The sequence below is a fragment of the Microcella sp. genome (genome assembly GCF_051860105.1).
Classification (GTDB): Bacteria; Actinomycetota; Actinomycetes; order Actinomycetales; family Microbacteriaceae; genus Microcella.
The window spans coordinates 81419-94010 of the sequence record NZ_JBHYEO010000003.1; the positions used below are offsets into that span (position 1 = coordinate 81419).

Below are 12592 nucleotides of genomic sequence, written 5' to 3' on the forward strand. Positions count from 1 at the left end.
GAGAGCCACAGCACCACCACATCCCCTATGAAAGGACACACACAGGGAAGAAGAGTCTTCTTCTCTCGGCGGTGGCCATCGACGCGATGACCTTCGGTCTCGCGGCCTGCTCGACCCCGGCTGCTGACGGCGGCGAAGCCGGAGGCCTCATCGGCGTCGCCATGCCCACACGCTCGTCGGAGCGCTGGATCGCGGACGGCGACGCACTCGTGGCCGAGCTCGAGGCGGCCGGCTACGCGGTCGACCTGCAGTTCGCCGAGGACGACATTCCCACCCAGGTCTCGCAGGTCGAGAACATGATCACCAAGGGCGCTGAGGCCCTGATCATCGCCGCGATCGACGGCACCACCCTCACCGAGGTGCTGCAGACCGCTGCCGACAGCGACATCCCCGTCTTCGCCTGCGACCGACTGATCCGCGACTCGGAGAACGTCAACCATCACGCGACGTTCGACAACTCCCTCGTGGTCCAGCAGCACGCGTGGACGGTGCTGACCGAGATCGAGCAGGCCGCCACGCTGCGCAGGGACGGCGAAGTCGCCCAGAGTTGCATGGAGGACCTCCTCACGGCGAACTACTCGGACGGCTCGAAGGTCACCGCCGTCCTGTCGCCCTACGACGGTCTGAGCCGTGGAATCATCTCGGCCCTGGTCGACACCGGCTACTGGACCGCTGAGGAGCTCGGCCTCTAACGAGAACAGGTGTTCCCGCACCGCCGGCTCTTTCCCCCAACGACGTAAGGAAGAGGCAGCACGTGACCCAGAACATCCTCGAGATGCGGTCGATCACGAAGGCCTCCCCCGGTGTCAAGGCGCTCTCCGACGTCACCTTCGAGGTGGCGCGCGGCGAGGTGTACGCCATCAGCGGTGAGAACGGCGCCGGCAAGTCAACGCTCATGAAGGCGCTCTCGGGGGTCTACCCGCACGGCACCTAGGAGGGCGACATCGTCTTCGAGAACGAGACGGTCGAGTTCCGCGACATCCGCGACAGAGAGGCCAAGGGCATCGTGATCATCCACCAGGAGCTCGCGCTGAGCCCCTAACCTCTCGATCGCCGAGAACATCTTCCTCAACAACGAGGTGAAGGGTCCGCTGGGCCTGATCGACTGGAACAAGACCAACCAGGAGGCCAAGAAGCTGCTCGCGCGCGTCGGCCTCGATGAAGACCCGGTCACGCGCATCATCGACATCGGCGTCGGCAAGCAGCAGCTCGTCGAGACCGCCAAGGCGCTCTCCGAAGAGGTGAAGCTGCTCATCCTCGACGAGCCGCCCGCCGCGCTCAACGACAGCGATAGCGACCACCTGCTCGACCTGATCCTGCACCTCACAGGGCAGGGCATCGGGTCGATCATCATCAGCCACAAGCTCAACGAGATCAAGAAGATCGCCGACTCGGTCACGGTCATCCGCGACGGCAAGACGATCGAGACCATCCAGCACAAGGACGTGTCGGAAGACCGGATCATCAAGGGCATGGTCGGCCGCGATCTCGAGCACCGGTACCCCGACCACACCCCGCACATCGGTGAGGAGGTGCTGCGGGTCGAGAACTGGACCGCACACCACCCGCAAGACCCGTCTCGCGTCATGGTCGACAATGTCGACCTCTCGGTGCACGCGGGCGAGATCGTCGGCGTCGCGGGCCTCATGGGAGCCGGGCGCACCGAGTTCGCCATGAGCCTGTTCGGCCAGAGCTACGGCAGCCGCATCAGCGGCAAGGTCTACAAGCGGGGCGTCGAGATCAAGACGCGCTCGGTCGATAAGGCGATCCGCAACGGCATCGCGTACGCCACCGAAGACCGCAAGATGTACGGCCTCAACCTCATCGAGGACATCAAGCGCAACATCTCGATGGCGTCGCTGCGCAAGCTCGTGCGCATGGGACTCGTGAACGACAACGAGGGGTACAAGGTCGCGAACGAGTACCGCCAGAGCATGAACATCAAGAGCCCGACGGTGCTGCAGCGCACCGGCCAGCTCTCGGGCGGCAACCAGCAGAAGGTCGTGCTCTCGAAGTGGATCTACAGCGACCCTGACGTGCTGATCCTCGATGAGCCGACGCGCGGCATCGACGTCGGAGTGAAGTACGACATCTCCACGATCATCAACCGCCTCGCGATCGAGGGGAAGGCGATCATCGCTATCTCCTCCGAGCTGCCCGAACTGCTGGGAATCTGCGATCGCATCTACGCCCTCTCCGAGGGCCGGATCACGGGCCAGATGCCCGTGACCGACGCCACCCCCGAAGCCCTCCTCACGCTCATGACCTTGGAGAAGCAGCGCTAATGTCTGACACCGCAGTCAACGACCTCGACCAAGAAGAAGCCAGGCTTCCAGCTTCCGCCCACCTTCGCCCACATCGACTTGTCGGTCGGCTCGATCGCCGCGTTCATCGGTGCGATCTCGGGCGTTTTCATCCAGCAGCTGGGCTTCCCGTGGTGGCTCGCCATCATCGGCGCCCTCGTCATCGGGGCGGTGGTGGGAGCCTGGCAGGGCTTCTGGATCGCCTATGTGGGCATACCCGCGTTCATCGTGACCCTGGCGGGCATGCTCATCTTCCGCGCGCTCGCGCTCATCACGCTCGGCAACTCGAACATCGGATCGTTTCCCGAGGAGTACCGTGCGCTCGGCAACGGCTTCATCTCGTTCGCGGGGCCCGATGCGGCGATCGACTTCTTCACCCTCGCCGTGGGCGCTGTCGCGATCGTCGCGCTCGTCGTGCAGCAGGTGCGCACGCGCAATGGTCGCAAGAAGTACGGCCAGGCCGTCGACCCGACGGTGTGGTTCATCGCGAAGATGGCCTTCGTCGCGATCGGGGTCGGTGCGTTCACCTACGCGCTCGCGTCGTTCAAGGGCATCCCGGTGACGCTCATCGTGCTCGCGGTGCTGGTCATGGTGTACGGCGTGGTCGCCAACCGCACGGTGTTCGGCCGCCACATCTACGCGATCGGCGGTAACCGCCACGCGGCCGAGCTGTCGGGCGGCAAGACGCGCTCGGTCGACTCTTGGCTGTTCGTCAACATGGGAATCCTCGCCGCTCTCGCCGGCCTCGTGTTCACCGCGCGGCTCAACCTCGCCGGCCCGAAGGCGGGTGACGGCCTCGAGCTCGAGGCCATCTCCGCGGCCTTCATCGGCGGCGCGGCGGTGCAAGGCGGCATCGGTACCATCTCGGGCGCCATCATCGGCGGTCTCATCATCGGTGTGCTCAACAACGGCATGTCGATCATGGGCATCGGCATCGAGTGGCAGCAGGCGGTCAAGGGCCTCGTGCTGCTGCTCGCGGTCGCGTTCCCCGGATGCGATCTCGAGCTCGAATCGATTCGACCCTCGCCCGCCGTCGTCCTAGACTGATCCGGGCCGTTCGGCCCCCTCACCCCTGTTCGAGCCTCGGGAGGCTGCTGCGTGTCGACGGTCGTGCATCCCGGAGACTCGCTCACCCGCCGTCAGCGCGCCGTCTACGTGATCGTGCTCGGCGCCCTGACCGCTCTCGGGCCGTTCACGATCGATCTCTACCTCCCGGCCTTCCCGCAGGTCGAGGCCGACCTCGGGGTCCCGACCGCGGCCATCCAGCTCACCCTCACGGCCACCACGATCGGCTTCGCGTTCGGCCAGCTGCTCGTCGGCCCCTGGAGCGACGCGGTCGGCCGGCGCCTGCCGCTCATCCTCGCCACGAGCCTGCACGTGCTCGCGAGCCTCGGCGTCGCGCTCGCCCCCGACATCACCTGGCTCATGGCGTTCCGCGTGCTGCAGGGTTTCGGCGCGGCGGCGGGCGGAGTCGTCGCCATGGCGACGGTGCGCGACCTCTTCGGCGGCTACCCGCTCGTGCGTATGCTCTCGCGCCTCTCGCTCGTCAACGGGCTCGCGCCGATCCTCGCCCCCGTGATCGGCTCGCAACTGCTGCTGATCATGCCCTGGCGCGGGCTCTTCGTCGTGCTCGCCGCCTACGGGGTGATCATTGTCATCGCCGCGAGCCTGCTCATCGTCGAGACCCTGCCGCCCGCGCGGCGCGTCGACAAGGGCCACGCGACCATCCGCGACCGGTACCGCGTGCTGTTCGCCGACCGCATCTTCATCGGCGTCGCCATCATCGGCGGTATGTCGTTCTCGGGCCTCTTCGGCTACCTGTCGGCCTCGCCGTTCCTCTTCCAGGAGGTCTACGGCCTCGACCCGCAGGGGTACGGACTGCTGTTCGCGATGAACTCGATCGGCGTGGTCGCGGGCGTGCAGATCAGCTCGCGGCTCGCGAAGCGCATCCCGCCGCAGTGGATCCTCAGCGTCTCGACCCTCGTGCTGCTCGGCAGCTCGGTGGCGATCATCGTGCTGGACCTCGCCGGTGCGGGCTTCTGGGGCACGGTCGTGCCGCTGTGGTTCTTCATCACCGCGTGCGGCTTCGGGTTCCCCATGGTGCAGGCGCTCGCGCTCGCGAACCACGGCAAGGAGGCCGGCACCGCCGCCTCGCTGCTCGGGGCGATGAACTTCGGGCTCGCCGGGCTGCTCTCGCCGATCGTGGGCCTGTTCGGCATCGCGAACGCCGTGCCCATGGGTGCGGTGATGGCCGCGACCTCGGTCGTGTCGATCGCGAGCCTGTGGCTCATCGTGCGGCCCCGCACGGTTCCGCCGCTCGCGCGCTGACCTCGCGCGAGCGGGAGGAGGGCATCCCGGGGCGATCGACTCTGGCGCGATTGTTGTCCATGTGTATAACATGGGGATATGAGGATCCTCCTGGTCGGCGCCGGAGGCGTCGGAGACGCCATCGCCAAGATCGCCGCACGCCGCTCGTTCTTCGACACGATCATCGTGAGCGACTACGACAAGAGCCGTGCTGAGCGCACGATCGCGTGGATCGAGGCGAAGCACGGCCCGCAGGGCGAGCGCTTCGTCGCCGCGCAGATCGACGCCTCGCAGGCCGAGAGCGTCACCGCGGTCGCGCGCGAGCACGGGGCGACCCACGTCATGAACGCCGTCGAGCCCAAGTTCGTGCCCACGATCTTCGCGGGGGCGCTCGCGGCCGGAGCCGACTACCTCGACATGGCCATGAGCCTCTCGCACCCGCACCCCGACCAGCCCTACGCCCTCACGGGCGTCAAGCTGGGCGACGAGCAGTTCGCCGTCGCGGGCGACTGGGAGGCGGCCGGACGGCTCGCCCTCGTCGGGATGGGCGTCGAGCCCGGGCTGAGCGACGTCTTCGCGCGCTACGCTGCCGACCACCTCTTCAGCGCGATCGACGAGCTCGGCACGCGCGACGGCGCCAACCTCGTCGTGCGCGACGACGAGGGCAACGAGATCTTCGCCCCGTCGTTCTCGATCTGGACCACGATCGAGGAGTGCCTCAACCCTCCCGTCATCTGGGAGAAGGAGAAGGGCTGGTTCACGACGCCGCCGTTCAGCGAGCCCGAGATCTTCGACTTCCCCGAGGGCATCGGCCCCGTCGAGTGCGTCAACGTCGAGCACGAAGAAGTGCTGCTCATGCCGCGCTGGGTCGACGCCAAGCGCGTCACGTTCAAGTACGGGCTGGGTGACGAGTTCATCGGCATCCTCAAGACGCTGCACCAGCTCGGCCTCGACAAGACGGAGCCGCTGCGGGTGCGCTCGGCCGACGGCCCCGTCATGGTGAGCCCGCGCGATGTCGTCGCCGCCGGTCTGCCCGATCCCGCCACGCTGGGCCCCCGGATGACCGGCAAGACCTGCGCCGGGCTCTGGGTGACCGGCACGGGTCGCGACGGCGCGCCCCGCGACGTCTACCTCTATCACGTGGCCGACAACGAGTGGACGATGGCCGAGTACGAGAGCCAGTGCGTCGTGTGGCAGACCGCGCTCAACCCCGTCATCGCGCTCGAGCTGCTCGCCTCGGGTGCCTGGAGCGGTGCGGGCGTGCTCGGCCCTGAGGCCTTCGACGCGCAGCCCTTCCTCGACCTCATGGCGCGCCCCGAGAGCGAAGGCGGCTACGGCCAGGCCTGGGGCCTCCAGGAGCGCACGCCCGTCGCCTAGGCTGACGCCATGACGGATGCCGCGCCCTCGCCGAGACCACTGAGCCCCGACGAGGTCGCGACTATCCGGGCCGGCTACGAGGTCGAGGGCGCTGTGCTCGAGCTCGGTGCTCTCGTCAACGGCGAGGCGCTGCCCGACGTTCGCGTGCGCATCCCCATCGCCATGACGAACCGGCACGGGCTCGTCGCCGGCGCGACGGGCACGGGCAAGACCAAGACCCTGCAGGTGCTCGCCGAGCAGTTGAGCGCCGCGGGTGTGCCCGTCTTCGCGCCCGACATCAAGGGCGACCTCAGCGGCATCGCCGTCGCGGGCGAGAGCAACGACGCGCTGCTCGAGCGCACGGCGGCGATCGGTCAGCAGTGGGCCGGCGCGGCGCACCCCACCGAGTTCTTCAGCCTGGGCGGTGTCGGCCCGGGGATTCCCGTGCGGGCCACGGTCTCGAGCTTCGGCCCGCTGCTGCTCAGCAAGGTGCTCGGGCTCAATGCCACGCAAGAGTCGAGCCTGCACCTCGTGTTCCTCTACGCCGACCAGAACGGCCTGCCGCTCGTGGGGCTCGATGATCTGCGGGCCGTCATCCAATTCTTGACGAGCGATGAGGGCAAAGCCGAGCTCGCCGAGCTCGGCGGCCTCAGCAAAGCGACTGCGGGCGTGATCCTGCGCGAGCTCATCACCTTCGCCGGCGCGGGTGCCGACGTGTTCTTCGGCGAACCCGAGTTCGATACCGCCGACTTCCTGCGCGTGACCGATGACGGTCGCGGCATCGTGAGCCTGCTCGAGGTTCCGGGGGTCGCCGACAAGCCCGCGCTGTTCTCGACCTTCCTCATGTGGTTGCTCGCCGACCTGTTCAACGACCTGCCCGAGGTCGGCGATCTCGAGAAGCCGAAGCTCGTGTTCTTCTTCGACGAGGCGCACCTGCTGTTCCGCGACGCGAGCAAAGACTTCCTCGCCGCCATCACGCAGACGGTGCGGCTCATCCGCTCGAAGGGCGTCGGCATCTTCTTCGTGACGCAGTCGCCCAAAGACGTGCCGGGCGACGTGCTCGCGCAGCTCGGTTCGCGCGTGCAGCACCAGCTGCGCGCCTTCACTCCCGACGACGCCAAGGCGCTCAGGGCTGCCGTCTCGACCTACCCGAACAGCGGGTACGAGCTCGAGGAGGTGCTCACGACGCTCGGCATCGGCGAGGCGATCGTCACCGTCATGAACGAGCGGGGTGCGCCCTCGCCGGTCGCCTGGACGCGGCTGCGTGCGCCCCAGGGGTCGATGGATCCCGCGCCTGCCGACACCGTCGCCGCGGCGATCGCGGCCTCGCCGCTGCAGCCCCGCTACGGGCAGGCCGTCGATCGCGAATCGGCCTACGAGCTGCTCACCGGGCGCATGACCGCGGCGGCCGAGCCCGAGGCGGCGCGCGACGCGGTGGCGAGCACGGATGCGGCGCGCGAGCAGTACGAGAAGGCTCTGCGCGACCTGCAGAAGGGCGAGCGCACACGGACGCGCACACCCACTCGGCGTACGACGGCACCCGCACCCGGCGTGGGCGATGTGCTCGGTGACGTCCTCGGGTCGCGCACCGGCCAGACGATCATCCGCGAGGTCGTGCGCGGCATCTTTGGCACGCTGGGCCGACGCTGAGCCGCGGCCGCGAGAGGGATCAGAACGGGAAGAGCACCGGCACCAGCAGCACGGCCACGGCGAAGAACACGAGCCCGACCGGCAGCCCGAACTTCCAGTAGTCGCCGAACTGCAGCCCCGCCGGCGCCATCACCATGAGGTTCGCCGGCGTGGCCACGGGGGTCAGCACGGCGGCGGCGGCCGTGACCGCGACCGCCATGAGGAACGGCAGGGGAGAAACCCCCATCTCATAGGCGACCGAGATGGCGATCGGCGCGATGATGAGCGCCGTCGCCGTGTTGCTGATGAGCTGGCCGAAGATGAGGGTCACGAGACCGAGCGCCGCCAGCACGACTGCTGGGCCGAACGATCCGACGACGTCCACGATGCCTGTCGCGAGCAGATCGGCCGCCCCGGTCTGGGTGATCGCCGTCGAGACCGGGATCATGCCGCCGACGAGCAGGATGGTCGTCCACTGGATCGAGCGGTGCGCCTTCTCGATCGACACGACGCGCGTGAGCACCATGATCGAGGCGGCGACGAGTCCGGCCACGGCGGGCGGCACGATGCCCGTCGCCAGGGCGATGACCATGAGCACGAGCACACCGAGGGCGAGGTAGGCGCGGCGCCCGAGGGGCGCCGCCTGGCGGCGGATCTGGTCGGGGGCATCCACCACCATGACGGAGGAGTCGCGCAGGTTCGCGTCGAGGGCATCCCACCGGCCCTGCACGAGCAGGATGTCGCCCGCTTCGAGGCTGATGCCGGTCTGGTCGCCGATGTCTTCGCCGCCCCGTTGGATCGCGACGATGATGAGGTCGCCGCTCTCGGTGACCATGCCGGGGAAGACCGCGTCGCCGATCGCCCGCGACCGCGGTGGGATGACGATCTCGGCGACTCCGTAGTCCGCATCCATCGCCGCCCAGGTGCTCGACACCGTGCTCGTGCCGATACCCTCGAGCTTCACGTCGTCGCTGACCGACCGGATGCTCGTGGGCGTGCCCTGCAGGATCAGCACGTCGCCCTCGCGGATGGGCGTCGCGTCGTCGCGCGAGCCGGGCACGCCGGGCGACTGGATCGCGATGAGGGAGACCGGCGACTCGCTCTCGAAGACGATCTGCTCGGCCGTGCGGCCGATGAGCGGCGACCCGGAGAGCACCCGCACGCGGCCGAACGGCTGGGCGCCCCCGAACTGGGCGAGCAGCGTGCGGGCATGGTCGCCCAGGTCGGTCGCGAGGGTCGACGGTGTGCGGGCCGGGATGAGCCGGTTGCCCAGCAGGATGGCGATGAGCACGGTGCCGACCACGATCGGCAGACCGACGAGGCTGAACTCGAAGAAGCCGAAGCCGCGGCCCGTCTCCTCCTCGGCGAGCTCGGACATGATGACGTTCACGGGCGAGCCCGTGAGGGTGAGCAGCGAGCCGGCGTGCGCCCCGAAGGCGAGGGGCAGCAGCAGGCGACCGGCCGGCATCGTCATCTTCGTCGCGATGACGACGACGACGGGCAGCAGCGCGGCGACAGCCCCGTTGACGCTGATGAGCGCGGCGAGCACGGCGACGACGGCCATGATGATGACCGTCATCGTGCGGCTGCTGCTGCCACCGCGCTTGACGAGCTGCTGGCCCGTCCACGCGGTCAGCCCCGAGCCGTCGAGGCCTTCGGCGACGACGAACAGCGCCGCGATGAGCACGACGGCCGGATCGCCGAAGCCCGCGAAGGTCTGACCCAGGTCGAGGATGCCGAAGGCGTAGAGCGCGAGCGAGGCGCCCACGGCGATGAGGCCGACGGGGATGCGGTTCGTCACGAACGCGAGCACCACGACGGCGAGGATCAGCATCGTGATGGTGATATCGCTCACGTGTTGACACTAACCGAGCGGGAGGTTTCTTCGTAGAGTGAATCGAGCGGAGCACGCCCGGCCGCCCTTTGCCTCGTCGAAAGGACCACCACCATGGACGGCCTGTTCAGCAACATCTGGGACCTCGTCTTGCTCTTCTTCATCTCCTTCGCCTTCATCGCCTACTTCATTACGCTCTTCAGCGTCGTCGTCGACCTGTTCCGCGACGAGACGCTCGGCGGCGGCTGGAAGGCCGTCTGGTTGCTGTTCATCTGGTTCGTGCCGTTCCTCACGCTCTTCGTGTATCTGATCGCGCGCGGCGGCGGCATGGCGAAGCGCAGCCAGGCCTCGGCGCAGAAGTCTCGGGATGCCGCGACGGAGTACATCCGCCAGGCGGCAGGCACGAGCCCCGCCGATGAGATCGCGAAAGCCAAGGCCCTGCTCGCCGATGGCACCATCACGCAGGCGGAGTTCGACGCGATCAAGACGAAGGCGCTCTCCTAGCTGGTCGCGCTACTGCAGTGACGACGTGAGGCGAGCGAGGCTGTCGCGCACCTTCTCGCCCCACGGTCGTCGCACCCACTCGTCGAGACGCACCTCGGTGCTCTGCTCGCGGTACGAGGCCTCGATCGCGCGCATGCGCTGCACGAACTCGGCACCGTGCACCATGACCGAGACCTCCATGTTGAGGCTGAACGAGCGGATGTCCATGTTGCTCGACCCCACGATCGCGACGTCGTCGTCGATCGTGAAGTGCTTCGAGTGCAGCACGGTCGGCGCCCGGTAGAGGTAGATGCGCACGCCCGCGCGCAGCAGGTCTTCGTAGTACGACCGCTGCGCGTGATAGACGAAGAACTGGTCGCCGATCTCGCTCACGTAGAGCTCGACGAGCAGGCCGCGCGAGGCCGCTGTGATGATCGCGAGCTGGATCGCCTCGTCGGGCACGAAGTAGGGGCTCGTGATGCTCACCTGCCTCTCGGCCTTGTGGATCAGCGTCGTGTAGAGCTTCAGGTTGTTGTCGTTCTCGAAGCTCGGGCCGCTCGGCAGCACCTGCGCGTCGAGCAGCGCGGGGTCGTCGCCGAGCACGACGGGGCTCGTGTCGAGCGGCAGCAGCTCGTCGGTCTCGCTGTACCAGTCGGTCACGAACACGGCGTCGAGCTCGCGCACGACGGGCCCCTCGAGCCGCACCATCACCTCATGCCAGTGCAGGCCGCGTCGGATCGCCTTCTTCTTGCCGTAGTTCGACGCGATCATGTTCTGCGACCCCGTGTGGCCCACGCGGCCGTCGACGACGACGAGCTTGCGGTGGTTGCGCAGGTCGGGGCGCTGCCACTGGCCCCGCAGCGGGCGGAGGGGGAGCATCCCGTGCCATTCAGCGCCCATGGCGGCCAAGCGGGCGAGTGTGGGTTTCCGCGCCGACGACAGGATGCTCATGAGGTGGTCGCTCAGCACGCGCACCGTGACCCCGCGCGCGGTCGCCCGCTCGAGCGCGGCGAAGAACGGCTCGGTCGTCGCATCGAGCGCGAGGATGAAGAACTCGACGTGCACGTACGACTGCGCCGTATCGATGTCGGCGACGATCGACGCGATCGAGCCCTCGTAGTCGTCGGTCAGCTGCGCGCGCGTGCCGCCCACCATGGGCAGGGCTCCGAGTGTCTCGTTGAGGCGCACCGACGAGCCGAGCCACTCGGGCCACTCGTCGCGGTGGCTCACCCGGTCGAGGCCCTCGGTGCGGGCGAGGATGAGCTCGCTGACCTCGCGCTGCTTCTCGCGGCGGCGCTTCGGCAGGCGGCTGAACCCGACGAGGAAGAACGCGATCGCGCCGACGTAGGGGATGAAGATGATCGTCAGCATCCAGGCGATCGCGGTCGACGGCCGGCGCCGGGCGGAGATAAGGATGACCGCGATCGAGCCGAGCACGACGTGGGCGATGACGAGAAGAGCGGGCACGAGCGCCCCGGAGTCGCTGGGCATGCCGTGCTACTTGAGTCGCTGCCGGGGCACGACGACCTTCTTCAGCACCAGCAGGATGCTCGCGACGACCGGCGAGGCGACGAGCGCACCGAGCAGGCCGAGCAGGGTGCCGCCGATGACGGCGCCGATGAGCACGAGCGAGGCCGGGATGCTGATGGCCTTGCCGATGATGCGCGGCGTGAAGAGGTAGGCCTCGACCTGCATGTAGATGACCATGACGATGGCGACGACGATCGCGGCGGTGGGCGAGGTGAAAAGCGAGACGACGACCATGATCGTCGTGCTGATGAGCGGGCCGATGACGGGGATGAGCGTGATGAAGAGGGCGATGAACGCGAGGATTCCCGCGTAGCGCACCCCCATGATCGTGAGCAGGATGAAGGAGAAGGTCGCGTTCATGGCCGCGATCACGACCTGGCCGCTGAGGTACTTGCCGATCGAGTCGAAGATCTCCTCCGCGATCTCGGAGAACGCCGCACGCTTCGACCCCGGAACGAGGTCGTAGAGCGCCTGCTTCATCGTGTCGAGCGAGGCGACGAAGTAGATCGTGATGACGACGACGAGCAGCGCGCCGAAGGTGCCGTTGATGATGTCGGCACCGATGCGCAGGGCGCCGCCGCCGAGGGTGAGCCATAGGTTCGGGTCGGCCGAGCTCACCCGCACCCACTCGAGCAGGATGACGGGGTACCCGTTGAACTGGCCGTCGAGATCGAGGAACCAGCCCTGGTTCTCGATGTCGGAGAGGTTCTCGGGCAGCGTGCGCGCGAGCTCGGTCGCCTGCTCGATGACGATCGGGATGATGAGCACGAGCAGCACCGCGACGACGGCGAGGAACGCTGCGAGCACGACGCCGATCGAGGCCCCCTTCGAGAGGCCGCGCCGCTGGAGGCGCGTCACGACGGGGTAGAGCCCGAGGCTGATGAACGTCGCGAGGAAGATGAGGGTGATCGTGTAGGCGAGCTGCGAGACCGCGGCACCGAGCAGCAGCGCGAGCAGCACGCCGATCGTGCCGATGAACCCGATCGCGAACGGTCCCGAGCGCAGCCAGCCGATGCGCGCGGTGCGCACGGCATCCGGGTCGGAGTCAGGGGAGGGCGCGGCGGCCTCGGGCGACATGGTGTTCCTCTCCGACTGCTGCCGATCGGCCGACATAATCACCGACACCATATCGCCCGCACACCAAAGGGAA

General features: G+C 68.0%; 8 protein-coding genes and 2 pseudogenes. 7 read left to right on the forward strand and 3 right to left on the reverse strand.

From position 1 onward, the window contains the following. Window positions 1–71: 71 nt before the first annotated feature. The 6 genes and pseudogenes from ACTIE9_RS02520 (at window position 72) to ACTIE9_RS02545 (ending at window position 7616) form a co-directional block, all read left to right on the forward strand. Entirely contained in the window at window positions 72–692 is a 621-nt protein-coding gene (locus ACTIE9_RS02520) for a substrate-binding domain-containing protein (RefSeq protein ID WP_439564001.1), read from the forward strand. Between the two features lie 62 nt (window positions 693–754). Continuing rightward, window positions 755–2285 (forward strand): annotated as a pseudogene (gene mmsA, locus ACTIE9_RS02525) (multiple monosaccharide ABC transporter ATP-binding protein). A gap of 69 nt (window positions 2286–2354) precedes the next feature. Further along, window positions 2355–3350: pseudogene (locus tag ACTIE9_RS02530) on the forward strand (ABC transporter permease subunit); the annotation flags it as partial. A gap of 51 nt (window positions 3351–3401) precedes the next feature. Then, window positions 3402–4631, forward strand: coding sequence for a multidrug effflux MFS transporter (locus tag ACTIE9_RS02535; protein WP_439564002.1), 1230 nt, complete (start codon window positions 3402–3404; stop codon window positions 4629–4631). Between the two features lie 78 nt (window positions 4632–4709). Then, window positions 4710–5987, forward strand: a complete 1278-nt coding sequence (locus tag ACTIE9_RS02540; protein WP_439564100.1) for a saccharopine dehydrogenase family protein — start codon at window positions 4710–4712, stop codon at window positions 5985–5987. A gap of 9 nt (window positions 5988–5996) precedes the next feature. Further along, a complete protein-coding gene (locus ACTIE9_RS02545; RefSeq protein ID WP_439564102.1) occupies window positions 5997–7616 on the forward strand; it encodes a helicase HerA-like domain-containing protein in 1620 nt (539 codons plus the stop codon). A 19-nt stretch (window positions 7617–7635) separates the two neighbouring features. Here ACTIE9_RS02545 and ACTIE9_RS02550 read toward each other — a convergent pair whose 3' ends face one another. Next, window positions 7636–9450, reverse strand: a complete 1815-nt coding sequence (locus ACTIE9_RS02550; protein WP_439564003.1) for an SLC13 family permease — start codon at window positions 9448–9450, stop codon at window positions 7636–7638. Between the two features lie 93 nt (window positions 9451–9543). Between ACTIE9_RS02550 and ACTIE9_RS02555 the strand changes: the two genes are divergently transcribed. Further along, window positions 9544–9933 (forward strand): SHOCT domain-containing protein, encoded by a 390-nt coding sequence (locus ACTIE9_RS02555; RefSeq protein ID WP_439564004.1) that lies wholly within the window; start codon window positions 9544–9546, stop codon window positions 9931–9933. Window positions 9934–9942: 9 nt separating this feature from the next. On the opposite strand, the gene cls is transcribed toward ACTIE9_RS02555, so the two are convergent. Beyond that, on the reverse strand, window positions 9943–11403 hold the full coding sequence (gene cls / locus ACTIE9_RS02560) for a cardiolipin synthase (protein WP_439564005.1): 1461 nt from the start codon (window positions 11401–11403) through the stop codon (window positions 9943–9945). A gap of 6 nt (window positions 11404–11409) precedes the next feature. Beyond that, window positions 11410–12519, reverse strand: a complete 1110-nt coding sequence (locus tag ACTIE9_RS02565; RefSeq protein ID WP_439564006.1) for an AI-2E family transporter — start codon at window positions 12517–12519, stop codon at window positions 11410–11412. Between the last annotated feature and the right edge of the window lie 73 nt (window positions 12520–12592).

What these genes read in the sequence shown, in the direction of transcription:
- ACTIE9_RS02555 (WP_439564004.1), top strand. Translation starts at nt 9,544, where the DNA reads ATGGACGGCCTGTTCAGCAACATCTGGGACCTCGTCTTGCTCTTCTTC.
- ACTIE9_RS02540 (WP_439564100.1), top strand. Translation starts at nt 4,710, where the DNA reads ATGAGGATCCTCCTGGTCGGCGCCGGAGGCGTCGGAGACGCCATCGCC.
- ACTIE9_RS02565 (WP_439564006.1), bottom strand. Translation starts at nt 12,519, where the DNA reads ATGTCGCCCGAGGCCGCCGCGCCCTCCCCTGACTCCGACCCGGATGCC.
- ACTIE9_RS02545 (WP_439564102.1), top strand. Translation starts at nt 5,997, where the DNA reads ATGACGGATGCCGCGCCCTCGCCGAGACCACTGAGCCCCGACGAGGTC.
- cls (WP_439564005.1), bottom strand. Translation starts at nt 11,403, where the DNA reads ATGCCCAGCGACTCCGGGGCGCTCGTGCCCGCTCTTCTCGTCATCGCC.